At 39.8% G+C, this 24376-nt stretch carries 17 protein-coding genes and 1 other annotated feature; of the genes, 14 read left to right on the top strand and 3 right to left on the bottom strand.

Annotated elements, in window-relative coordinates:
• Positions 1-260: 260 nt before the first annotated feature.
• Positions 261-1274 (bottom strand): lactonase family protein, encoded by a 1014-nt coding sequence (locus tag RG565_RS07965; protein WP_049533592.1) that lies wholly within the window; start codon positions 1272-1274, stop codon positions 261-263.
• 352 nt (positions 1275-1626) lie between these two features.
• Here RG565_RS07965 and RG565_RS07960 point away from each other — a divergent pair, with 352 nt between their 5' ends.
• The 6 genes from RG565_RS07960 (at position 1627) to budA (ending at position 8759) form a co-directional block, all read left to right on the top strand.
• The gene (locus RG565_RS07960) at positions 1627-2283 is read left to right on the top strand and encodes a response regulator transcription factor (RefSeq protein ID WP_049533591.1); all 657 of its coding nucleotides are present in this window, start codon (positions 1627-1629) and stop codon (positions 2281-2283) included.
• Entirely contained in the window at positions 2280-3656 is a 1377-nt protein-coding gene (locus tag RG565_RS07955) for a cell wall metabolism sensor histidine kinase WalK (RefSeq protein WP_247937308.1), read from the top strand. The genes RG565_RS07960 and RG565_RS07955 overlap by 4 nt, the downstream gene beginning before the upstream one ends.
• A gap of 149 nt (positions 3657-3805) precedes the next feature.
• Positions 3806-4984: an AI-2E family transporter gene (locus RG565_RS07950; RefSeq protein WP_247937309.1), complete on the top strand. Its 1179-nt coding sequence runs from the start codon at positions 3806-3808 to the stop codon at positions 4982-4984.
• Complete coding sequence (locus RG565_RS07945; RefSeq protein WP_268732172.1) at positions 4971-6200, top strand: tetratricopeptide repeat protein; 1230 nt, start codon at positions 4971-4973, stop codon at positions 6198-6200. Before RG565_RS07950 ends, RG565_RS07945 begins: the two co-directional genes overlap by 14 nt.
• Before the next feature lie 82 nt (positions 6201-6282).
• On the top strand, positions 6283-7947 hold the full coding sequence (alsS, locus tag RG565_RS07940) for an acetolactate synthase AlsS (RefSeq protein WP_247937311.1): 1665 nt from the start codon (positions 6283-6285) through the stop codon (positions 7945-7947).
• 92 nt (positions 7948-8039) lie between these two features.
• A complete protein-coding gene (gene budA, locus RG565_RS07935) occupies positions 8040-8759 on the top strand; it encodes an acetolactate decarboxylase (protein WP_268732173.1) in 720 nt (239 codons plus the stop codon).
• Positions 8760-9296: 537 nt separating this feature from the next.
• Here budA and fbp62 read toward each other — a convergent pair.
• Positions 9297-10946, bottom strand: coding sequence for an Rqc2 family fibronectin-binding protein Fbp62 (fbp62, locus tag RG565_RS07930; RefSeq protein WP_268732174.1), 1650 nt, complete (start codon positions 10944-10946; stop codon positions 9297-9299).
• Positions 10947-11064: 118 nt separating this feature from the next.
• Positions 11065-11301 (top strand) — a binding site (T-box leader).
• A 133-nt stretch (positions 11302-11434) separates the two neighbouring features.
• Between fbp62 and trpX the strand changes: the two genes are divergently transcribed.
• The 3 genes from trpX to RG565_RS07915 are packed head-to-tail and all read left to right on the top strand — an operon-like array spanning position 11435 to position 14105.
• Positions 11435-12439, top strand: a complete 1005-nt coding sequence (gene trpX, locus RG565_RS07925; RefSeq protein WP_268732175.1) for a tryptophan ABC transporter substrate-binding protein — start codon at positions 11435-11437, stop codon at positions 12437-12439.
• A 44-nt stretch (positions 12440-12483) separates the two neighbouring features.
• Positions 12484-13350, top strand: coding sequence for an ABC transporter permease (locus RG565_RS07920; RefSeq protein ID WP_268732176.1), 867 nt, complete (start codon positions 12484-12486; stop codon positions 13348-13350).
• Positions 13347-14105 (top strand): ABC transporter ATP-binding protein, encoded by a 759-nt coding sequence (locus RG565_RS07915; protein WP_247905729.1) that lies wholly within the window; start codon positions 13347-13349, stop codon positions 14103-14105. Before RG565_RS07920 ends, RG565_RS07915 begins: the two co-directional genes overlap by 4 nt.
• 15 nt (positions 14106-14120) lie before the next feature.
• Here the strand turns inward: RG565_RS07915 and RG565_RS07910 are convergent, their stop codons facing one another.
• The gene (locus tag RG565_RS07910) at positions 14121-14462 is read right to left on the bottom strand and encodes a hypothetical protein (RefSeq protein ID WP_049513661.1); all 342 of its coding nucleotides are present in this window, start codon (positions 14460-14462) and stop codon (positions 14121-14123) included.
• 87 nt (positions 14463-14549) lie between these two features.
• Between RG565_RS07910 and RG565_RS07905 the strand changes: the two genes are divergently transcribed.
• From RG565_RS07905 to addA, 5 genes are all read left to right on the top strand, one after another.
• Complete coding sequence (locus tag RG565_RS07905; protein WP_003025304.1) at positions 14550-14762, top strand: YdbC family protein; 213 nt, start codon at positions 14550-14552, stop codon at positions 14760-14762.
• A gap of 196 nt (positions 14763-14958) precedes the next feature.
• The gene (locus RG565_RS07900; RefSeq protein ID WP_151380480.1) at positions 14959-15852 is read left to right on the top strand and encodes an ABC transporter ATP-binding protein; all 894 of its coding nucleotides are present in this window, start codon (positions 14959-14961) and stop codon (positions 15850-15852) included.
• A complete protein-coding gene (locus tag RG565_RS07895; RefSeq protein ID WP_247937315.1) occupies positions 15849-17063 on the top strand; it encodes an ABC transporter permease in 1215 nt (404 codons plus the stop codon). The genes RG565_RS07900 and RG565_RS07895 overlap by 4 nt, the downstream gene beginning before the upstream one ends.
• A gap of 120 nt (positions 17064-17183) precedes the next feature.
• Complete coding sequence (gene rexB / locus RG565_RS07890) at positions 17184-20456, top strand: ATP-dependent nuclease subunit B (protein WP_247937316.1); 3273 nt, start codon at positions 17184-17186, stop codon at positions 20454-20456.
• A complete protein-coding gene (gene addA, locus RG565_RS07885) occupies positions 20453-24133 on the top strand; it encodes a helicase-exonuclease AddAB subunit AddA (protein WP_247937317.1) in 3681 nt (1226 codons plus the stop codon). Before rexB ends, addA begins: the two co-directional genes overlap by 4 nt.
• Positions 24134-24376 lie beyond the last annotated feature (243 nt).

The following is a 24376-nucleotide window of genomic DNA, read 5'->3' as shown; positions in this document are numbered from 1 at the left end:
CATCGAGTTGTTCCATATGGGACTTTTTGTATACACAAAAATAGCTCCATAATCTCTGCGGTAGTTTTACCCACTACAGAAATTATAGAGCCGTTCTTTTCGTCAGTATCGTGATGTTCGGTATAAAATTGGCGACTAAAGCAAGACGGTCGTGCTCCCTAATACAATTACTTGCAAACGAATAGAATCTGGGAAGATGACATATAAGACAACAAAAAATCCCAACCATAGGCGATTGGGATTAGTCTCTTAAGAAGAGATTAATGAGTAAAAGCAACACAAACACCTTCTGGAACAAAGAAATCATGTGATAATTCTGTTAATTTTCCTGTTTCTGGGTCACGTTTGAAGACAGTCGCATTGTCTGAGTCTTGATGGGCTGCGATAATATACTGTTGATCTGGTGTAATATTAAAATCACGTGGATTTTTTCCATTAGTTGGTACGAATTCTACAAGTTCAAGTGTTCCATCTCCTGCTACTTTGTAAACAGCGATTGAATTATGTCCGCGGTTGGAGCCATAAAGGAAGCGACCGTCAGCAGATAGGCGAATAGCAGCTGTTCCATTAAATTCTGAAAAGTCTTCTGGTAAAGTGGAGATGGTTTGCAGGCGTTCAAATTGACCATCTCCATCGTAAATTAAAACTTCAATAGTAGAGTTTAATTCACAAATAAGATAAGCAATTTTGTAGTGAGGGTGGAACACAATATGACGTGGACCAGCGCCAGATGTCGCATGATAAGTCTCTAATCGATTTAGGCGTCCATAATCACTAATTTCATATGTCACAACTTCATCAGTTCCTAAATCACACGTAACCAGATACTTATCGGGTGTTAAATCTGCAAAATGCACATGAGCAGCAGCTTGGTTTTCATGAGGACCGTAGCCGATATGAACATCAGAATCAACTAATTTAAGGCTACCATTTTCTTGTCGTCTATAAACTAATACTTGTCCTTTATGGTAGTTTGCCCCGTAGACAAGGCTTCTTGCTTCATCTACACTCACATAGCATAGAGGAGCACCTTCGGCCACAACGTGATTGAGTAACTGTCCCGCTTTATTAAAGGCTGCAATGCCTCCCTCACCGTGTTCAGTTCCGACAGAATATAGGTTCTGTTGCTTGTCAAAAGCTAAATAAGTAGGATTTGGCTCTTTTGCAATAAGTGTTAAATTTGCCAGTTCTCCTGTGCTAGTATCAAAATCAGCTTTGTAAATTCCTTCTGAGCTACGACGTGTATAAGTTCCAAAATAAACTGTTTGTGTCATCATTCACCTCGAAATATTTGATACTTTCATTATAACACAAAAAGAGATGAAATGGTTTTCACAAATGAAAGCTGCTGTCAGTTTTATGATGAAAAAATAGATAAAAAATAGATTCGAGATAGGATGGGAACAAATGACTTTGATACAATAAAAATAGATTTGCGGGTGGTGGCGCTAACAATCAGGGTTGTCTGTTTGACTTCTGAAAAATGTTTAGTTTTTTGGGAAGAAAGTTTTTATCCTGCATCACGGTTCAATCTTTGTAAGTTCACTATTTTGTTGTATAATAAAAGTAATCTTTACATTGATTAGCAGTCATTTAATTTTATATCTATATTTTAAGGAGTAAGAAATGCATAAGATTTTAGTAGTAGAAGATGACACTACGATTAATCAAGTGATTTGTGAATTTTTGAAAGAAAATCATTATGAGGTGACACCAGTTTTTGACGGGGCAGAAGCCCTACGTGAATTTGAGGAAAAATCGTTTGACCTCATCATTCTGGACGTTATGTTGCCCTCTATGAGCGGTCTGGATGTGTTGAAGGAAATCCGGAAGACGTCGCAGGTACCAGTTATGATGTTAACTGCACTAGATGATGAATATACTCAGCTGGTCAGCTTTAATCACCTTATCAGTGATTATGTTACCAAACCATTTTCGCCACTTATTTTGATGAAACGCATTGAAAATATTTTCCGGAGTACTGTGACAGAATCAGAGATTGTCATTGGAGACTTACGTGTTTCAATTGACGATTGTACAGTTTATTGGCAAGAAGAGAAAATGTCTCCTACTAAAAAAGAATATGAAATTATCCAAGCTTTAGCTCAAAGAAAAAATCATTTGGTGACTCGGGATCAATTGATGAATACAATTTGGGGTTATAGTGAACTGGATAGCCGTGTTTTGGATAACCATGTAAAAAATATTCGGAAAAAAATTCCTGGAATACCTCTTAAAACGATTACTGGTATGGGTTATCAACTTGGAGGAGAAGAAGAGTGAGAATTGCTAAAAAGCATTTTCTTTTGACAGGAACAATAATTTTTATTATCGTGACAACGGTTTTAACAACACTCTATTTTGTGATGCCTGTTTATTATGAGCAAGTCAAGCATCGAGAAGCTAAAAGTGAGTTCTTTCAGATTGCTCAGCAAGTTCAAGGAAAACCGTCAGATGATATAGGAAAGCTTTTAAGTGACTACAATCGAAAGAATACACGCGTCTGGTTTAGTATATTAGATGCGAAAGGAAAACTTATTTATCCACATATTGATTTAGCTAATGAAAAGGGAGAATTCCAATTAACAATTTTACCTTCTGACATGAGTTTGAAAAATCAAACTAAAAGTATGAGCAAGAAGATAAGAACGGCAGAAGGGACCACATTGACCTTACGTGGGGAATATTCGCTCCAACCAATATCGGATGCTACTTACGTGTTGTTAAGTCTTTATCCTTATATCTTATTCTTTTCGTTAACGTTAGGTGGTATAGTGGCTTTTCTTTATAGTCGATTTGCAACCAAACGCATTACAGATATTTCAGAGAGCACGCGAAAAATGGCAACTCTTTCTCCAGATGTGGCTTGTCCTGTCAAAGGGCGGGATGAAATTTCCACTCTCGCTCAAGATATTAACAGTCTGTATAATAATCTTTTGACAAGTATTGAAGCGCTGCGATTGGAAAATGAGAAGGTTGCTGAAAGTGAACGGGAGAAAGCAGAATTTCTACGGATGACTTCTCATGAGCTGAAAACGCCGATTACCAGCATGATGGGAATTGTGGATGGTATGATTTATGGTGTTGGTGACTTCAAAGATAAAGATAAATACCTACATAAATGTCGTGAAATTTTGGAAGAGCAATCAAAACTTGTACAGTCTATCTTGGCAATTTCTAAAATTGAAATGCGGATAGAAGCGGAAGAGGAAGAATTTTCACTTAATCAGCTCTTGGAGGAAAACTTGAGCAGCTATAAGATGTTAGCTGATGTGAAAGGCTATCAATTTACTGTACAGTTAGAAGAGCTTCAAGTGCATGGCAACAAGACTTATTTGCTGAAAGCTATTAAAAATTTACTAGATAATGCTTTCCATTATACATTAGCCGGTGGAGAGATTCTTTTAATGATTAAAGACAATCGGTTAATCATTGAAAATGATGCGGAACATGTGTTGGATGAACAGCAAATCCAGCAAATATTTCAGCCATTTTATCGTCCGGATTACAGTCGTAACCGCAAAGATGGTGGAACAGGTCTGGGACTCTTTATCGTGCAACAGATTTTGGAAAATCATCATTTGCACTATCTCTTTGAAGCTGTTGATGACAAACGAATGCGGTTTACAATTTTTTTCTCAGATAAAGAAAGCTAAAAGTGGGAATCTGTTCATGAATTGAATGGATGACCGCTTTTTGTGTTTGACTCGAGCGTAAGAAGGAAATTCATAAAGGACTACCCTTTCTTCAAGAATTTTTTAGTGAAAAATGCTACAATGAGATAAATAAAGAAAAGGATGTCTGTATGGAACACAAAAAGAAGGATTTCAGCCTATCATGGTTTTTTCGGTGGTTTTTAGACAATAAGGCAATCACTGTTTTTTTGGTGACCTTATTGTTGGGGTTGAATATTTTTGTATTAAGCAAAATTAGTTTTATTTTTATTCCTGTTCTAGAATTTATCGGAGTTATCATGCTGCCGGTGATTTTAGCAGGGCTTTTGTATTATCTCTTAAATCCAATTGTAGATTTTATGGAGAAACATAAGATCAATCGTTTAGTTGCGATTACGATTGTTTTTATTTTGATTGCATTGCTCTTAATTTGGGGCTTGGCTGTAGCAATTCCAAGTTTGCAACATCAGATTGTGAGCTTTGTAAGGAATTTACCAGCTAATTTGCAAAAGTCGAATAAAATCATTCAAGATTTTTTGGAAAATCGAATTTCTGATGATGTCAAGCCTCAATTGGAAGAAATTGCGAATAATTTTTCAGATCAAGTGACAGCTTGGGCGAGTAATTTCTCATCGAAAGCGGTGAACTGGGTTAGTACATTAATTAGTACAGCTTCGCAAGTGATTGTAGCCATTATTATCATGCCTTTTATCCTTTTTTACCTTTTACGAGATGGGAAAAATTTGAAATCTTATTTGACAAAATTCATACCAACAAAGTTTCGTGAACCTGTTGGGCAAATTTTGACAGACGTCAATACACAGCTTGCTAATTATGTTCGTGGTCAGGTGACTGTTGCTATCATTGTAGCGATTATGTTTATCATTTTCTTTAAGATAATAGGACTTCGTTATGCAGTAACGCTTGGGGTGACGGCAGGGATTTTAAATTTGATTCCTTATTTGGGAAGTTTTCTAGCTATGCTGCCGGCTCTTGTTCTGGGGTTAATTGCTGGACCAATTATGCTCTTGAAAGTCATTGTTGTCTTTATTGTAGAGCAAACGATTGAAGGGCGGTTTGTGTCGCCATTAATTCTCGGTAGCCAATTGAACATTCATCCAATCAATGTTCTTTTTGTCCTCTTGACAGCTGGTTCTATGTTTGGTATCTGGGGCGTTTTGCTGGGAATTCCCGTTTATGCGTCTGCAAAAGTTGTGATTGCTGCTATTTTTAAATGGTATAAGAAAGTCAGCGGCTTGTATGAAGAAGAATCCGTAGATGAGACAGGAGAAGAAATTGAACAACAGTGAGAAAATGGTTGCTTCTTTGCAAAAGCAGGATTTGGCACATGCCAATAAATATTTTGAAAGAGCTCTAACAAATGATACAGAAGAAGAATTACTTGAATTAGCCGACTACTTAGAAAGTATCGGCTTTTTCCCTCAAGCTAAGCAAATTTATGAAAACTTAGCTCCCCACTATCCAGAATCCTATATTAGTTTAGCACAGATTGCTAGTGAAGATGGACAAGTGGAAGAGGCCTTTGCCTATCTGGAAGAAATTACTTCTGATAGTGACTGGTATGTGACAGCACTCTTGGTCAAAGCCGATCTCTATCAAATGGAAGGATTGCCAGATGTTGCAAGGGAAAAATTAGCCGAGGCAAAGCAATTGTCTGACGAGCCGTTAGTGACTTTTGGCTTGGCTGAAATAGATTTTGAATTGGGAAACTTGAATCAGGCTATTAAAGAGTATGCTAGTTTAGACAATCGCCTGATTTATGAGCAGACGGGTGTTTCTACTTATCAGCGGATTGGCGTTTCCTATGCAAGTTTGGGGAAATTTGAAGTAGCGATTGAGTTTTTAGAAAAAGCTTTAGAGATTGAATACGATGATGCTGTAGCCTTTGAATTAGCGACTATTTTATATGACCAGAAAGAATATCAAAAAGCTAATCTATACTTTAAGCAAATTGATGCGATTTCGCCGGAATTTGAAGGTTATGAGTATGGTTATGCTTTGTCGCTTCACGCAGAACATCAGACAGAAGATGCATTGCGCCTCACGCAGCAGGGCTTGTCGAAAAATCCATTTGATACACGTCTTTTGTTGCTAGCTTCGCAGCTTTCTTATGAACTTCATGATGAGCAAAAAGCAGAAGATTATCTTTTGAAAGCAAAAGATAATGCGGAAGACTTGGAAGAAATTGCATTGCGTTTGTCTAATCTTTACTTAGAGCAAGAGCGTTTTGATGAAGTTTTGAAATTTGAGGAGCAAGACATAGACAATGTACTGACTAAGTGGAATATTGCGCGTGCCTATCAGGCTTTGGAACAGACAACAGCAGCTTTGGAGCGCTATCGTCTGTTGCTCTCGGATTTAAAGGAAAATCCAGAATTTTTAGAGCAATATATTTATCTACTTCGTGAAATGGGAGATTTTGAAGAAGCAAAACACCAAGCAGAGCATTATCTTCACTTGGTTCCAGATGATGTGGAGATGCAGGAATTGTACAATAGTTTGTAAAAAGAGTAACAAGCACAATCCTATAAGACGCATGGGAATTATGATATAATGATGAGCGTGATATTCAGGAAGGACGAAGAAAATGACTGAAAAATTTGGTGCGGATTTGATTGTGGATAGTTTAATCAATCACAAGGTGGATTATGTATTTGGAATTCCCGGTGCAAAGATTGACCGTGTGTTTGATACCTTAGAGGACAAAGGTCCACAACTGATCGTGGCTCGTCATGAACAAAATGCTGCTTTTATGGCACAAGGAATTGGGCGGATCACAGGAGAGCCAGGTGTCGTGATTGCAACCAGTGGACCAGGCGCTTCAAATTTAGCAACGGGCTTGGTTACGGCGACCGCAGAAGGGGATCCTGTACTAGCTTTAGCCGGTCAGGTCAAACGAGCTGATCTTCTCAAACGTGCACATCAGTCCATGGATAATGCTGCACTGTTTAAGCCGATTACCAAGTATTCTGTCGAAGTGCAAGATGGCAATACTCTTTCAGAAATTATTGCCAATGCGTATCGTCATGCCAAATCAGGAATGCCGGGGGCAAGTTTTATTTCCATTCCGCAGGATGTGGTGGATAGTCAGGTGCAAGTGAAAGCAATTAAACCGCTGACGGATCCGCAGTTGGGTTCTAGCTCGGTGGCTGACATCAACTACCTAGCGCAAGCGATTAAAAACGCTGTGTTGCCGGTTCTGCTCTTGGGAAATGGCGCTTCAAGTGCCAAAGTGACGGCTTCTATTCGTCAGTTATTGGAGCAAGTACAGTTGCCTGTTGTGGAAACATTCCAAGGGGCTGGGATTGTGTCTCGTGAATTGGAAGAAGCTACGTTCTTTGGACGTGTCGGACTGTTTCGTAATCAACCAGGTGATATGCTCTTGAAAAAATCTGATCTAGTCATCGCTATCGGCTATGATCCGATTGAGTATGAAGCACGCAACTGGAATGCTGAAATTTCTGCCCGCGTCATTGTGATTGACGTAGAGCCAGCAGAGATTGATACTTACTTCCAACCGGAGCGTGAGCTGATTGGAGATATTGCAAATACTTTGGATTTATTGCTGCCAGCGATTAACGGTTATCAATTACCAGAAGGGTCGCGGGAATATCTGCAAGTTTTGCGAGATAAAATGGACGGTGATGTGAAATTTGATCGCAGCCAAACTGAAACAGGACGACTACACCCGCTGGATATTGTCGAAGTCTTGCAGGAAAATACGACAGACGACATGACGGTTACTGTTGATGTGGGTACGCATTATATCTGGATGGCGCGTTATTTCAAAAGCTATGAGCCACGGCACTTGCTCTTTTCAAATGGTATGCAAACGCTAGGTGTGGCACTTCCTTGGGCAATTTCAGCGGCCTTGGTTCGTCCCAACACCAAGATTATTTCTGTGTCTGGCGATGGTGGCTTCCTCTTTTCGGCTCAGGAGCTAGAGACAGCGGTTCGCCTGCACTTGCCGATTGTTCATCTCATTTGGAACGATGGTCATTATAATATGGTGGAATTCCAAGAAGAAATGAAATACGGTCGTTCATCTGGAGTGGACTTCGGACCTGTTGATTTTGTCAAATACGCAGAGAGCTTTGGTGCAAAAGGATTCCGAGCAACCTCTCCAGCAGAATTAACACAGTTGCTCCAAAAAGCCTTAAAGGAAAATGGACCGGTTATCATTGATGTGCCAGTGGATTACAAGGATAGCAGCACGCTGGGAGAAACGATTTTACCAGATGAGTTTTATTAAAGAAGAAGTGGGAAAGAACTCGAAATTGTTAAAAGAGTTCGTTTTCCACTGTTTTTTCAAGGAAAGATAGTAAACATTGTCTAGGAGGAGAAATGGCAGAGCTTGTAACATTATTTCACTACAATACTTTGGGAGCTTTAATGGCAGGGCTTTACAAGGGAACGATGATGATTGGAGAATTGCTTCAACATGGTGACTTAGGGATTGGTACTTTAGACTCTATTGACGGAGAGCTGATTGTGCTTGACGGTAAGGCTTATCAAGCCAAGGGAATAGGAGCAAGTCCTGAAGTGATAGAAGTTTCAACAGATATGACGGTTCCTTATGCTGCAGTGGCTTTCCACCAAGCAGAAGCGTGTTTTCGTCAGGATGTTGAGCTGAGCGATGAAGCGTTGAAGAAGCGCATAGAAGCTAGCTATGTCGGGGAAAATCTTTTTCGCTCAATTAAGATTCATGGCGAATTTAGCAGCATGCATGTACGCATGGCTCCAAAATCCTCTTCAGGGAAGAAGTTCGTAGAAATTGCTGCTCATCAGCCTGAGTACCATGCAGAACACGTTTCAGGAACGATTGTTGGCTTTTGGACGCCGGAGCTGTTTCACGGCGTTAGCGTAGCTGGTTATCATCTTCATTTTCTATCTGATGACCACCAATTCGGTGGACATGTCATGGATTTTGTCATGAAAAATGGAGAGGTTGAAATCGGAACGATTGCGGCTTTGGAGCAGCGTTTTCCGGTTCAAGACCAAGATTTTCTCTCTGCAAAATTGAATGTGTCGGAGTTAAAGAAAGATATTGAGAAATCGGAATAAAAGGCGGTGGACAAAGTTAGACAAAAGCTTAAATTCCATTCAAAATTCAAAAGAATGATGCCAAAAAGGCTTAAAATCGTGTTGTTAAAAGCACTGATTTTAAGCCTTTTACTTTTCTAAGAAGTCCTTGTAATGAGAATAAGTTCGTAGCTGTCGCCTCGGTCGACAAAGTGAACGAGAACTGGTTTAAGCTGTCATTCACATTGACGACCTGCTTGAGAACTGATTTACTCTGTCCGAGGGTCGGACAGCTTGCGTGAAAAGAGATTCACTCCGTCCGAGGGTCAGACAGCTTACCTGAAAAGAGATTCATTCCGTCCGAGGGTCGGACAGCTTACCTGAAAAGAGATTCATTCCGTCCGAGGGTCGGACAGCTTGCCTGAAAAGAGATTCACTCTGTCCGAGGGTCGGACAGCTTGCCTGAAAAGAGATTCATTCCGTCCGAGGGTCGGACAGCTTACCTGAAAAGAAATTCATTTCATCCGAGGGTCGGACATATAAAAAATAGTCAGAAAAAGGTGCCAGTTAGTAGACACCTTACATCTTCATGGATTTAATTTTGACTTCATCAGGAGTAACGCGTAGGGTCTTTTGCCCTGTGTAGGTTACAAAACCAGGTTTACCACCTGTTGGCTTGTTAAGTTTTTTGACTTCAATCATATCCACCTGAACGAGATTGGACAATCTCGCCTTAGAAAAGTATGCTGCCAATTCCGCAGCATCTGTCTTGACCTCATCACTTGGTTGCAGATTGCCTGTGATGACCACGTGACTGCCGGGAATATCCTTGGCATGAAACCAAAGTTCCTCTTTTTTAGCCATTTTAAAGGTCAACTCATCATTTTGCAGATTGTTTCGTCCAACCAGAATAACTGTCTGTCCATCAGTAGACAAATATTTCTCTGGTTTTTTCCGTTTTTGGATTTTTTCACGCTGACGTCGACGAATAAAGCCTGTCTGAATCAATTCTTCTCGGATTTCTGTAATTTCTGTGAGATTAGCTTGTGACAAAGCTGTTTCTACACTCTCCAAATATTGAATGGTTTCTTTAGTTTCTTCAATCAGTCCCGTTAAATGCTTGACCGCTTCTTTCAGCTTTTGGTATTTCTTAAAATAGCGCTGAGCATTTTGGTTAGGGGTCAAAGCTTTATCCAACACAATAGTAATTTTCTCGCTTGTGTAGTAATTGTCCAGTTCTACTTGGTCTTGATTGTTTGGAACTTGGTGCAAAAAAGTAGTGAGGAGCTCTCCTTTTTGGCGAAATTCCTCCGCATTTTCAGTCGCGACTAATTCCTGCTCTTGTTTTTTTAATTTCTTGCGATTTTTTTCTAATTCATTCTCCACTCGATGAATCAGTTCACTGGCTTGCTGATTAACACGGTCGCGTTCCGCCTTGTCTTGATAGAAGTCGTCTAGCAGCTGCGATAAGCTCGGAAATTCTTTCTGACTATCCGCAAAAAGAATGGGCGCAAAGGATTTAGTTGTCAGATGAGCTTGCGTGGGACTGGCAAAGAAAGCACGGAAGGTTTTTAGTTTGTCACTCGTTAAGCACTGACTGAGCTCGGTCGCTGTATCGCGCCCCAAGCCTTGAAATAAGTTTTGTAAAGAACGAGCCGATAAATCCTCTGTCTGGAGAATTTCAAATAACTTTCCATCAGAAATCGTAAATGGATTACGGTTGCCTGTTTGAGGTGGAGTGACATAGGTTGAGCCCGGCAGAATCGTGCGATAACTATTCTGCGAGAAGCCGACATGTTTAATGGCCTCAATGATGTTGCCACTTGCCTTGTCCATTAAGATGATATTGCTGTGTTTGCCCATGATTTCGATGACCAGTGTTACTGCCACGTTATCTCCAATTTCATTTTTGTTGGAGACAGAGATTTCCAAAATTCGGTCATTGTCAATCTGTTCAATGCTTTCAATCGTAGCACCTTGCAGGTATTTCCGCATGACCATAATGAATGTATTAGGCACTGCTGGATTTTCAAAGGCGGTACGGGTTAGTTGAATGCGACTAAAAACAGGGTGAGCGGATAAGAGTAATTTGTGATTTTGCCGATTGCTGCGGATTTGCAGCACTAATTCCTGCTCAAAAGGTTGGTTGATTTTTTGAATACGACCATATAGCAACTCTTGCCGCAATTCCTCTGTCATGTGGTGTAAAAAAAATCCGTCAAAGGACATGTTTTTCTCTCCTTGAATGATACTAAAGAAAATTATAACAAAAAATAGCAAGAAAAGGTTGGAAAATTATTGTCAGAAAAGTTTGACAAAATACTTGACATTTGTTTCAGAAACATCTAAAATAATATAAAATTAGAAAAGTAATAAAATAGTTGTTGGCAGAGAGCTTGTGGTTGGTGAAAACAAGTAGCAGCGTTTTATGAAATTGGGCTAATGGATAGAAGTTGAATTTGAAACGATAAAAATTCGGTGAGCACACCTTACAGTGCAACTTGTTGTTAGACAAGATAGAGATGTGGGAGAAGTCTATTATTTTTCCCATAATTGAGGTGGCACCGCGATTTACGCCCTCACACAGGATGAACTGTGTGTGGGTTTTTCTTTTATTGTTTCATTTCCCTTAAAATGGAGGAAAAATATGTTTAAACGATGGCGACTCTGGCTTTTACTCGAATAAAAAATAGAAAAATATGAAATGGAGAACAGATATGAAAAACAAACGGTTAATGGGAATGATTGCTCTTTTAGTGGTATTAGTTGTCGGAGGCATTATTTATTCTAGTGTAACTGGCGAGAAAGCGACGAAGACAAGCAATACAACAAAAACAGTAAAAGTTGGTGTGCTGCAATATGTCAGTCATCCGTCACTTGATTTGATTTATAAAGGGATTCAAGAAGGATTGGCACAAGAAGGTTATAAAGGCAAGAAGATCAAGATTGACTTTATGAATGCAGAAGGTGACCAAAGCAAAGTGGCAACAATGAGCAAGCAATTAGTCGCAAATAACAATGATGTGCTGATTGGAATTGCAACGCCTGCGGCTCAAGGGTTGGCTAGTGCAACAAAAGACAAGCCAGTTGTTATGGGAGCAGTGACTGATCCAGTTGGGGCGAATTTAGTAAAGGATTTGAAAAATCCGGGAGGCAACATTACAGGTGTGTCTGACCACAATCCAGCTAAGCAGCAATTGGAGCTCATCAGACAATTAACACCGAATGTGAAAACAATTGGCGTTCTTTATTCAAGCAGTGAAGACAATTCAAAAACGCAGGTAGAAGAATTTACAGCTTTGGCTGAAAAAGCAGGTTATAAAGTGCTTCCTTATGCTGTACCTTCTACAAATGAGATTGCTTCAACCATGAATGTGATGACAGGAAAGGTAGATGCTATTTGGATTCCAGTTGACAACACCATTGCTTCAGCTTTTTCAACAGTTGTTTCCAGCAATCAAACGGCTAAAAAACCTATCTATCCAAGTGCGACAGCTATGGTAGAAGAAGGCGGTCTGGGCTCGGTTGTTGTCGATCAAAAAGATCTTGGAGTGGCGACTGGAAAGATGACAGCGAAAATTTTGAAAGGTGCCAAACCAGCAGACACAGCTGTTGAAATCTTTGCTACTGGCAAATCAGTTGTGAACAAAAAAGTGGCTGCTCAGCTAGGAATAACGATTCCAGATGATGTTCTGAAAAAAGCAGGACAAGTCATTGAGTAATCCGATTGATAAGAAACGATATTTTTAAAAGTTAGGACAACAGTATGATTATTTCAATTGTCTCACAAGGACTTGTTTGGGCTATTTTAGGCTTGGGGATTTTTATGACTTTCCGCATTTTAAATTTCCCTGATATGACTACAGAAGGATCTTTTCCATTGGGCGGAGCAGTGGCAGTTACGCTAATTAGTAAGGGAATCAATCCTTTTCTAGCAACTGCTACTGCCATTCTAGCTGGCTGTCTGGCAGGCATGGTAACAGGGCTTCTCTATACTAAGGGGAAAATTCCTACTCTCCTTTCAGGGATTTTGGTCATGACTTCCTGCCACTCCATTATGCTCATGCTAATGGGGCGGGCTAATCTTGGACTTCTCGGAACGAAGCAAATTCAGGACTTTTTGCCATTTTCTGTCGAATTAAACAATCTTCTGACAGGATTGATTTTTGTTAGCTTGGTAATTGCAGCATTGCTCTTTTTCTTAGATACAAAATTGGGTCAAGCCTATATTGCCACGGGTGATAATCCGGATATGGCAAGGAGTTTTGGCATTCACACAGGACGAATGGAGTTAATGGGGTTGGTGCTGTCTAATGGCGTCATTGCCCTAGCTGGAGCCCTTATTGCCCAGCAGGAAGGTTATGCGGATGTCTCGCGTGGGATTGGTGTCATCGTTGTGGGGCTTGCCAGTCTCATTATCGGAGAGGTGCTTTTTACTAGCCTGACATTGGCAGAACGCCTATTGACGATTGTTGTCGGGTCTATTTTCTATCAATTCCTGATTTGGGGCGTGATTGCGCTTGGCTTTAATACCAGCTATCTTCGCCTTTACAGTGCGGTTATCTTGGCAATTTGTCTCATGATTCCGACTTTCAAAAATAAATTCTTTAAAGGAGTCAAGTTAAGCAAATGACAGCAATTGTAGAATTAAAAAACGCGACAAAAATTGTCAACACAGGTATTGAGGAAGAAAAAGTTATTTTAAATGATGTTTCACTGGATATTTTTGAGCATGACTTCATTACCATTTTAGGTGGAAATGGGGCAGGGAAATCCACGCTTTTCAATGTCATCGCAGGAACATTGCCATTGACGAGTGGCAGCATCCATATTCTAGGTGAAAATGTGACCAGTTATTCGCCAGAAAAACGGGCTAAGTATCTATCACGCGTTTTTCAAGACCCAAAGATGGGAACAGCTCCGCGTATGACGGTGGCAGAAAACCTATTGATTGCTAAATTTCGTGGTGAAAAACGTCGTTTGGTGCCACGTCGTCTGAGTCATTATCGCAAAGAATTTCAGGAAACAATAGACAAAATCGGCAATGGTTTAGAAAAACACTTGGATACGCCGATTGAATTTCTCTCTGGCGGACAAAGACAGGCATTGAGTCTTTTAATGGCGACTCTCAAACGCCCTGAGCTGTTGCTTTTGGATGAGCATACAGCAGCGCTTGACCCCAAAACCAGTGTGGCATTGATGAGTCTGACAGATGAATTTGTGAATCGTGACCAACTGACTGCTCTCATGATTACTCACCACATGGAAGATGCTCTTAAATACGGCAATCGCTTGATTGTCATGAAAGACGGACAAATTATCCAAGACTTACATCAAGAAGAGAAAGCGAAAATGACAATCGCGGATTATTACAGCTTATTTGAATAAAAAAATTCCAATCTCCTAGTTGAGGTTGGAATTTCTTTTTTGCGCTTCTCTGATAGTGTTGGGAACCAGACGAATCCGCTTAATATCTGAAATACGAATAATCGTTGACATACTTTTCTGGAAGTTTTTAACAATCAATTGCTGACGCTCTTTGTCATATTTGACAATGTCACCAGTAAAACTTTTATCTGAAAAAATGACATGTACACCCGATTTTTTTTGCAAAGCTGTTTCAATCGTTTGCAAAATATTGGCATTGTCCTCCTCTACCTCTTGCGTATCTTTTTTGTAATTGATAAATTCACTTGCTCGCTCTAAAATCATTTCGAGAAATTTTTTCATAGCTAAATTCTCCATAACTTGTTACAATATATTATATAACAAACTCGCTAAAAAAGTAAATTTTTTACGAATAAATCAAGAAAGAAGAAAAAGGAGACAAAAATGTCAGAATTCAAATTTGAGATAGAAGAAAAGTTATTGGTGTTATCAGAAAATGATAAAGGCTGGACGAAAGAGCTGAATCGAGTGAGTTTCAATGGTGCGCCAGCTAAATATGATATTCGTAGTTGGAGTCCTGACCATACAAAAATGGGGAAAGGGATTACGCTCTCCAATGAAGAATTTCAAGTATTAGTGGATGCTTTTAAAGCTTAGCAAAGCGCAAATAGAATCAAGGTAAGAGAGTGAGAGGCAGTCGCACTGTGGGCAATTGTTGATGGCTCTCTTTTTGCTGTAGAAAATAAGGAAATTTTACACAAAAACTTGAAAATACGCTTTCAAAATGTTATACTATTAAATATAGAGATTGTATATATACATATAGTGAGCTTAGAATTTTAGGAGGTTTAGGATGCTTGAAATTCAGAAGTTAGAAAAAAGTTTTGGGCAAAAACAAGTACTATTTGGTGTTGATTTCAGGGCTGAATCAGGACAAATCCTCGGTCTGATCGGAAAGAACGGTGCTGGGAAAACAACGATTTTCCACAGTATTCTGCGTTTTTTAGAATACAGCGGAAACATTACATTTGATAAGCAACCGATTTCTCAGGAGACCTATCGGAAAATTGGTTATTTGCCAGAAGAGCGAAGTCTGATGTCTAAGTTAACCGTTTATGAGCAAGTGCGGTATTTGGCAAATTTAAAGGGAGTGCCAAATGCGGTTGTGAAAGAAAAATTGCCTCAGTGGATGGAGCGCTTGCAAGTCAAAGGCAAAGTGACTGATAAAATCAAGAGCTTGTCTAAAGGGAATCAACAAAAAGTGCAGTTGATTATCACACTTTTGCATGAGCCAAATTTGATTATCCTAGACGAGCCATTTAGTGGTTTGGATCCTGTAAATACCGAGATTTTGAAACAAGTCATTATTGAGGAAAAAGAGCGAGGAGCAACCATTATTTTCTCTGACCATGTGATGACCAATGTGGAAGAATTGTGTGATGATGTTGTCATGATTCGTGATGGGAAAGTCATTTTGGATGGCAGCGTGCAGGAAGTTCGTAATCAATATGGCAAAACACGTCTGTTTGTGTCTAGCTCGCTGTCTCAAACGGAATTAGAAGCACTTCCTCATGTGACGAAAGCCAGCCTAACCAATCAAGGAACATGGCGTTTAGTCTTAGATGACGAAGCGGCTGGTAAGGAATTGTTTGACTTGCTGACTAAAGGACAATATATTGAAACTTTTGACCAACAAGCTCCAACAATTGATGAAATCTTTAAGTTAGAATCAGGGGTGGAAGTATGAAACAGACTTTAATTGTTATCAAAGAAACCTATCTTCGTCATGTCAAATCATGGAGTTTTGTCTTTATGGTCATATCCCCTTTTATCTTTGTAGGATTGAGTTTAGGTGTTGGCTACCTTTCTTCTATGTCAAGCAGTAATTCTAGTCGGGTCGCAGTTGTATCAAACAATGCTCAAGTGAAGGAAGTTTTGAAAGATACTAAGAATCTGGACATCAATTATAAAGATGAAGCAACAGCTAAGAAAGCTGTAAAAGATGGCGATGTTGGTGGATATTTGCTAGTATCAGAAGCAGAGGGGCAAATCAAGGCAACTTATTTTGCAGATACGAGCATGAGTAGTGCTACAAAAATTGAAATTACACAGAAACTGATGCAGTTGCAACAGGTTGCAAATATTAGCCAAGCTAATTTATCAGCTAATCAAGTGAAGCTACTTTCAAGAGCTATTGATTTCAAAGAAAAGATTGATGAGAAGAAAGAAGCGAAGAAGGCCACTCAAACGATTGTCGCAACAGCAATTGGTCTTGTACTTTATATGATTCTCATTGTTTACACAAGCTCCACTGCTCAAGAAATTGCAAGCGAAAAAGGGACGAAGATTATGGAGGTTATTTTCTCCAGTATCAAGGCTTCTGAATATTTCTATGGTCGAATGGCAGGAATTTTTGCGGTTATCTTGACCCATGTCAGCATTTATGTAATCGGTGCAGTGCTGTTGCTTGCTTTTTCAGACCAGATTTCTTTTGTAAAAGAATTCTTAGATGCCAATCCAAATCTGATGAAGCATTTGGGAGAGGCAATTTCCTTTAATACTATTGCTTTTATCACCTTGAGTGTCTTTATGTTTGTGGTTTTATCTGCCTTTTTAGGCTCAATGGTAACGAGGATTGAAGACGTTGGGAAAGCTGTTCAGCCTGTTGTGATGCTGATTATTTTGGGATTTTTGGGAGTGACGGCTCTTGGAAACGCTGGTGACACAATTTTGCTTAAAGTTGGTTCTTTTATTCCATTCATTTCGACCTTCTTTATGCCCTTCCGTGCGATTAACGGTTATGCAAATGGGCTAGAAGCTTGGATTTCATTTGCCATTGCCTTTGTCTTTACCTTAGGAATGACAGTTTATATCGGTCGGATTTACTCCAGTTTAATTTTACAAACAGATGACATTGGCATTTGGAAGAGCTTCAAAAAAGCTTTAGCTTATCATTAAAAATCGTTCTCCACAAGTATTCTTGTGGGGATTTTTTTCTTGAAAAGGTATGTAGTCAATCGCTGTTGAAAAACTTTAAAAATGATATAATAGGACTATATTTTGACAAAAAGGATGCTCATGAAATTACTTTATACGGATATTCGCAATCCCTTAACAAACATTCTAACAGGAGAAGCAGAGCGTTTAGCACAAGCAGGCAAGCGCGTGTTTTATATTGCACCCAACTCTCTTTCATTTGAAAAGGAAAGAGCCGTTTTGCGTCTTTTAGAAAACCGTGCTTCATTTGCCATTACGGTGACACGTTTTGCGCAGATGGCGCGTTATTTTGTCCTCAATGATGTGCAGCAAGGCAGACCATTAGACGATATTGGTTTGGGAATGCTCTTTTATAAGGTCTTATCTGAAATGGAAGAGCATGATTTGCAGGTGTACGGCGGCATTCGGACGGATGCGCAGTTTATTCAGCAATTGGTTGAGCTTTATCATGAGTTGCAAGAAGCTCAAATGACTGTTGCAGACTTGGACTATCTGGATGAAGACGAGAAAAAAGCAGATTTAATCAAGATTTTACAAGCTGTTATGCATCAGCTGAATCAGAGTGAATTTACTTCTGAGTCAAATATCATGGCCTTTGCCAATCACATTATAGCAGCTGATGTAGATAAAGAATTGCAAGGATTGGCTTTGGTCATTGACAGTTTTACACGGTTTTCTGCTGAGGAAGCTTATTTGGTAGAGCTGCTGCATCGTAAAGGTGTGGAAATCGTCATTGGTGCTTATGCAAGTGGAAAAGCTTATCGTGCGACTTTTCGAGAGGGCAATCTCTATCAGGCTAGCGTGGATTTCTTGCGCTATTTGGCAGATAAATATAAGGTAAAACCTGAATATAGACCGTCAATACAGCCAGATGATGCTTTTGGAAAGATTTCAAAACTGCTAGAAAGCCGCTATGATTTCTCAGATGTTGAGTTGGAATTGACGGAGCAAGACCGCTCGCATGTACAGATTTGGTCGACTGTCAATCAAAAAGAAGAACTGGAATATGTGGCAAAGAGCATTCGCCAGCGAGTTCATGACGGTGCTCGCTACAAGGATATTCGCATTCTTTTGGGAGATGTGGAAGCCTATCGTTTGCAGTTAAAGACGATTTTTGATCAGTATCAGATTCCCTTTTATCTGGGGCGAAGCGAGTCTATGGCACATCACCCTTTGGTGCAATTTATCGAATCTTTAGTGCGTTTGAAACGCTATAATTTTCGGACGGAGGATTTGCTCAACCTTGTGAAGACAGGTCTTTATGGTCGTTTAACGCAAGAAGAGCTGGATTTGTTTGAGCAATATATTCGCTTTGCGGATGTAAAAGGGATTAGTAAATTTTCTAAGGATTTTACTCACAATCAGCATCAAAAATTTGACTTGATTCACATCAATCAATTAAGAAAAAAAATAGTCACTCCGATCTTGGAATTTTTCAAATCTCGCAGTCAAACAGCGACAGGTCTGCTCCAGAAATTTCATCACTTTTTGACAGAGATTGCTTTTTCTCAGAATTTTGCTTCTTTAGTAGATTTTACGAACCCGCAAGACCAAGAAAGACAAGAAGAAGTCTGGAAGGCTTTTTGTCATGTTTTGGAACAATTTGCTAGTGTCTTTTCAGCTAACAAGGTCAAGCTAGATGATTTTTTGACTTTAGTGCAGTCAGGAATGCTGTTATCCAATTATCGGACTATTCCAGCAACGGTAGACGTTGTGACCGTTCAGTCTTATGATTTGATCGAGCCTTTGTCAAGTCCTTTTGTCTATGCTGTTGGTTTGACTCAAGACTATTTTCCAAAAATTGCGCAAAACAAGAGCCTCTTGTCAGATGAAGACCGATTACGATTAAATGAAGCAACTGATGAGCATTCGGAGTTGCTGATTGCTGCTCAGGAAAATCTCCAGAAAAATCGTTTTGTCGCCTTGTCACTTCTGAATGCTGCAACGGAGAGGTTGGTGCTCTCCACTCCTCAGATTGTCAATGAAATAGAGAACAACATTTCTCCATATTTGTTAGAATTGCATGAACGACCAATTGAGCTGCCGATTGAAGTGAAGCGTCCGCAGGCAACAAGTGATGATATTGGAACTTATCGAGCTCTGTTGGCGAGGGTTATTGAGTTGAATCAAGGGGATATTGATCGGGAGCGTTCTCTGACTGAGAAAGAACAGACTTTTTGGTCAGTCGTCGTACGGGTTTTGCGCAAAAAATTGGAAAGCGAAGGTATTTCGATTCCTAATGTAACGTCAAGTCTTGAAACAGAAACCTTGTCAACGCAGACATTACAAGTTCTTTATCCGCCTCATCAAGCATTTCAGCTATCTACTTCAGCTTTGACAGAATTCTATCGCAATCAATATGCTTATTTTTTGAAGTACGTCTTGGTTTTGCAGGAAGAAATGACGATTCATCCAGATGCGCGCAGTCATGGAAATTTTCTGCATCGTGTGTTTGAAAAAGTTATGCAAGAGCAGTCTAGTGAGTCATTCGATCATCGTCTAGAAAAAGCCATTCAAGAAGCGAGTCAGGAAGCGGAATTTGAAGCTCTTTATACAGAAAATGCAGAAGCATTATTTGCTCACGAAGTTTTGCTGGACACCGCGCGTGCGACAGGACGGGTTTTAGAGAGAAATGATTTAGTCGAAACCATTCAAGAAGAGGCTGTTTTCGGACAGGAAGAAACAAATGTTCTAACCTTGTCAGACGGACGCAATCTTCAAATTCGAGGGAAAGTTGACCGCATTGACCGATTGAGAAGTGACGGTAGTCTGGGAATTGTGGATTATAAATCAAGTGACACAAATTTTGATTTTCAAAAATTCTTCAATGGTCTAAATTCTCAATTGCCTACATATCTAATGGCGTTGAAGCAAGAAAAGTGGGCGAATGATGAAGTACAGACTTTTGGTGCCATGTATTTGCAGATGGCCAATCCACTTGTGCCTTTAGCCAAGACGAAGTCGCAAGGCGACGCTGTCAAAGAAGCAATGAAGAATCTAGAATACAAAGGTCTGTTCTTGTCTGAGCAGGCTCGTCAGCTGAATGGTTTGTACGATAAAAAGAAAGTGAATCTGTTGAGTCAAGAGGAGCTGGAGACATTGTTGGCTTATAATGCACTCTTGTATCGCCGTGCTGCTGAGCAGATCTTGGCAGGGCATTTTTACATCAATCCTTATACGGAGAATGGCAAAAGTATTGCACCTTTTGTGGAGCAGTACAAGTCCATTACGGGATTTGAAGCGAACCTTCACCTCTCTAGCGCTCGCCGTTTGGTTAAGTTAGATAGCCACCCGACAGGTGAAAAAAAACGTCAAGCATGGATAGAAAAGATGAAGGAGGAGTTAGAAAAATGAAGCAAATTCCATTTTTGAGTCAAGCAGAGATTCGTGCTTTGCAGGATCAAGAAGCACAGTCTGACAAAGCTCAAAAACGTACACCAGAGCAAATCGAAGCCATTTACTCCTCCGGTCAAAATATCCTTGTATCTGCTTCTGCAGGCTCAGGAAAAACCTTTGTTATGGTGCAGCGGATTATTGACCAAATTCTGCGGGGAGTTCGCATTGACCAGCTCTTCATTTCGACTTTTACCGTTAAAGCAGCCAGTGAATTAAAAGAGCGCTTGGAGAAAGAGTTATCCAAGGTCTTGAAGGCAACAGATGATGAGGAGCTCAAACAGCATTTGGCACAGCAATTAGCTGATATTCCGAATGCTGACATTGGTACCATGGATTCTTTCACCCAAAAGGTCCTCAATAAATATGGTTATCTCCTAGAATTGGCGCCGAATTTTCGCATTTTACAAAGCGCAAGTGAGCAGTTATTGCTGCAAAATGAAGTTTTCGAGCAAGTTTTTGAAGAATTCTATCAATCTGATCAGGCTGATTTATTTAAAAAATTAGTCAAAAACTTTATCGGTCAAAGAAAAGATTTGCTCGGTTTTCGAGAGCAGGTTTATAAGATTTATGCTTTTTTGCAATCCACCAGTAGTCCAATAGCATGGTTGGGAAAAGACTTTTTGAAAGGCTATGAGCGTGCGGATTTTCAAGAAGAAAAAGCGCGACTTTTAGCACAAATAAAAGAAGCTCTTTATGACCTAGAAGATTTTTTCCATTATCATTTGGCGAATGAAGCCAAGGAATTTCCAAAAGCAAAATACCTTGAAAATGTTCAGAGCGTGCTTGATTGTCTGGCAAGCTTACAAGGACAGTCCTCTGAGGAAGCTTATCTCACAGCACTTGATAGAATTGTAGAGATTTCACGCGCAAGCAATGGCAAAGCCTTGACAAACAGCGGACGCAAAGAAGAATTAAAAGAAATCATCAACACCTATAATGAAAAGCGCAAAGAAAAAATTCAAGTTTTACGAGATTTGGCAGATCGATTTTATCGCTTTGAATTTCAAGTGACTTATCATGAGGAAGCAAAGGAAATCCTGCTTGTCTTACAACGGTTTATGAAAGCATTTGTTGAAAGTTATTTGAACCGCAAAAAAGAAGAAAATGCGTTTGAGTTTGCAGACATCAGTCATTTTGCTATTCAGATTTTGGAAGAATTTCCTGATGTGCGCCATTTTTATCGAAATAAATACCATGAAGTTATGGTGGATGAGTATCAAGACACCAACCATACGCAAGAACGTATACTAGAACTGTTATCAAATGGGGGTAATCGCTTTATGGTGGGGGATATTAAGCAGTCTATTTATCGTTTTCGTCAGGCTGATCCGCAGATTTTTAATGAGAAATTTAAAACCTATCAAGACGATAGCCAGCAAGGGAAATTGATTGTTTTGAAGGAAAATTTCCGCAGTCATGTGGAAGTCTTGGAAGCCACGAATGATGTTTTCAAACGTCTCATGGATGAGGAAGTGGGAGAAATTGATTACAATGAGACGCATTATCTGGTAGCTGGAAATCCTGATAAGAAAGAGCCAAATCCACAATATCAGACGGAGTTTCTCATTTATGACGGAACACTTGAGACGAATAATGAGGAGAATGACAAGGATGTTTCTTCTGTTTCTGCAGGAGAAGTAGCGCTGGTCATTAAGGAAATTATCCGTCTGCACAATGAGGAAAATGTCCAATTTGAGGATATTACTTTGCTAACAGCTTCACGCACACGCAACGATATGATTCTAGCTGAGTTCGCTAAATATGGTATTCCTGTCGTTTCAGACGGTGGTGAGGACAATTACCTTCAGTCTGTTGAAGTCATGGTGATGTTAGACACCTTGCGTACAATTAACAACCCTCTCAATGATTACGCTTTGGTGGCACTTCTAAAGTCACCAATGTTCACCTTTACTGAGGATGAATTGGCTCGTTTGGCCTTGCAAAAAAAGGTGACTGAAGCTAATCACGTTGTTCATCAGGAAAATCTCTATGAGAAATTGAAAAACGCTTTGAGTGGACACGGCCAACATCCCGAACTCATTACACCTCCTATTTTAAAGAAAATCCAGCAGTTTCAAGAAATACTGCTGGATTGGCGAGAATTTGCAAAAATAAATTCGCTCTATGATTTGCTTTGGAAAATCTATCAAGACCGCTTTTATTATGACTATGTAGGAGCCCTACCAAATGGCGCAGGGCGTCAAGTGAATCTCTACGCTCTTACTTTGCGAGCAAATGACTACGAAAAGATGAGTTTTAAAGGTCTATCTCGTTTTATTGGGATGATTGACAAAATATTGGAAACACAGAACGATTTGGCGAGTGTCGTCGTTGCGGCTCCGAAGCATGCAGTCCGCTTGATGACAGTTCATAAGAGCAAAGGTTTGGAATTTAAATATGTATTTTTGCTTAATACGGATAAAGCCTTCAATCGTAAGGATAGCAGCTCTGCCTTGATTCTCAGTCGTCAAAATGGCGTCGGTATCAAGTATGTCGCGGACGTAGCGGTAGATGTAACTGATAAGTTGGCGCCTAATCATGTTCGTTTGTCTATCGATACTCTTCCTTATGTGCAAAATGAGCGTGAGATTCATTTGGCGAGTATTTCTGAGCAAATGCGTCTGCTCTATGTTGCTATGACGCGGGCAGAAAGAAAGCTATATCTGGTTGGCAAAGGTCGTCAAGAAAGCTTGGAGAAAAAGACCTTCCCTGCTCCTGAAAATGGTCGTTTAGCAGCCTCCATTAGGCGAACTATGACAAGTTTTCAAGACTGGATTTGGGCTTTGCAAACCGTCTTTAAGAATGATGACTTAACCTTTTCAACCCGATTTGTGACGGATAGCGATTTAACAAGTGAGAAAATAGGTCAGCTAAAGCTGAAGGAACGGATTGTCGAGGAGAACTTAGCGCACAATCGCCAGTCTGAGGATATTCGCAGGGCTTTGGATATTTTGGAAAATGTGGACAGGCTAAATACTCAGTATCGAGCTGCCATCCATTTGCCAAGTGTTCGGACACCGAGCCAAATCAAGAAATTTTATGAACCGGTCATGGATACAGACGGCGTTGAAATTATGGAGAAAAAAACTCCAGATTTTATTGGAAAAACTTCTTTTGAACTACCAGACTTTGCTAAAAAAGCCCCTGTTACAGGAGCGCAAATCGGTAGTGCTATCCATGAACTGATGCAGCGTATTCCTTTGGATCAAGCCCCTACGATAGTTATTTTGAGAAAAGTTTTAAAACAGGTTCAGGCAGAAGAAAGTGTTAAAAAGAAGATTGATTTGCAAAAGATAGCTGGTTTCTTTGAGACAGAGCTTGGTCAACTGCTCTTGAAGCAGGCGGATAAAGTTTATCGTGAAGCTCCTTTTGCTATGTTAAAGCAAGATCAAGCGAGCGGACAGGATTTTGTAGTCCGTGGAATTTTGGACGGTTATCTACTGTTGACGGACCGAATCATTCTCTTTGATTATAAGACAGATCAATATACAAATCCAAGTGAATTAGTGGATCGCTATCAAGCACAATTATCACTTTATGCTGAAGCTCTTCGTCGTTCGTATGGTATTGAAAAAATAGAAAAATATCTAGTGCTGCTAGGCGGAGTTCAACTTCAAGTAGTAAAAGTAGACTAGATAAGATTTTTAGAGAATTGGGCTGATGAATGCTCCCAATTCTTTTTTACAAAAATAGAATCCTCTATTTCCGAATATTTGAGTTGTAAAAAAATAAAAAAGTTCACAAATTAGCTGGTTTTTTAGAAAGAGTTATTGAAAATTTCAGAAAAATACGGTAAACTAGTATGTAACCAGACGATGGAGGAATGATATTTGAAATTATATCCTGTTGTTGCAATTCAATCTTATAAACTAAATCAA

Origin of the sequence: Streptococcus sp. IsoGale021 (assembly GCF_031142795.1) — a bacterium.
GTDB lineage: Bacteria > Bacillota > Bacilli > Lactobacillales > Streptococcaceae > Streptococcus > Streptococcus hominis.
The sequence above is the reverse complement of the archived record's forward strand: the minus strand, read 5'-3'. Positions and strand labels throughout refer to the sequence as shown.

What these genes read in the sequence shown, in the direction of transcription:
- alsS (WP_247937311.1), top strand. Translation starts at nt 6,283, where the DNA reads ATGACTGAAAAATTTGGTGCGGATTTGATTGTGGATAGTTTAATCAAT.
- fbp62 (WP_268732174.1), bottom strand. Translation starts at nt 10,946, where the DNA reads ATGTCCTTTGACGGATTTTTTTTACACCACATGACAGAGGAATTGCGG.
- RG565_RS07905 (WP_003025304.1), top strand. Translation starts at nt 14,550, where the DNA reads ATGTCAGAATTCAAATTTGAGATAGAAGAAAAGTTATTGGTGTTATCA.
- addA (WP_247937317.1), top strand. Translation starts at nt 20,453, where the DNA reads ATGAAGCAAATTCCATTTTTGAGTCAAGCAGAGATTCGTGCTTTGCAG.
- RG565_RS07920 (WP_268732176.1), top strand. Translation starts at nt 12,484, where the DNA reads ATGATTATTTCAATTGTCTCACAAGGACTTGTTTGGGCTATTTTAGGC.
- RG565_RS07915 (WP_247905729.1), top strand. Translation starts at nt 13,347, where the DNA reads ATGACAGCAATTGTAGAATTAAAAAACGCGACAAAAATTGTCAACACA.
- RG565_RS07960 (WP_049533591.1), top strand. Translation starts at nt 1,627, where the DNA reads ATGCATAAGATTTTAGTAGTAGAAGATGACACTACGATTAATCAAGTG.
- RG565_RS07895 (WP_247937315.1), top strand. Translation starts at nt 15,849, where the DNA reads ATGAAACAGACTTTAATTGTTATCAAAGAAACCTATCTTCGTCATGTC.
- RG565_RS07900 (WP_151380480.1), top strand. Translation starts at nt 14,959, where the DNA reads ATGCTTGAAATTCAGAAGTTAGAAAAAAGTTTTGGGCAAAAACAAGTA.
- trpX (WP_268732175.1), top strand. Translation starts at nt 11,435, where the DNA reads ATGAAAAACAAACGGTTAATGGGAATGATTGCTCTTTTAGTGGTATTA.
- RG565_RS07950 (WP_247937309.1), top strand. Translation starts at nt 3,806, where the DNA reads ATGGAACACAAAAAGAAGGATTTCAGCCTATCATGGTTTTTTCGGTGG.
- RG565_RS07965 (WP_049533592.1), bottom strand. Translation starts at nt 1,274, where the DNA reads ATGACACAAACAGTTTATTTTGGAACTTATACACGTCGTAGCTCAGAA.
- RG565_RS07910 (WP_049513661.1), bottom strand. Translation starts at nt 14,462, where the DNA reads ATGGAGAATTTAGCTATGAAAAAATTTCTCGAAATGATTTTAGAGCGA.
- rexB (WP_247937316.1), top strand. Translation starts at nt 17,184, where the DNA reads ATGAAATTACTTTATACGGATATTCGCAATCCCTTAACAAACATTCTA.
- budA (WP_268732173.1), top strand. Translation starts at nt 8,040, where the DNA reads ATGGCAGAGCTTGTAACATTATTTCACTACAATACTTTGGGAGCTTTA.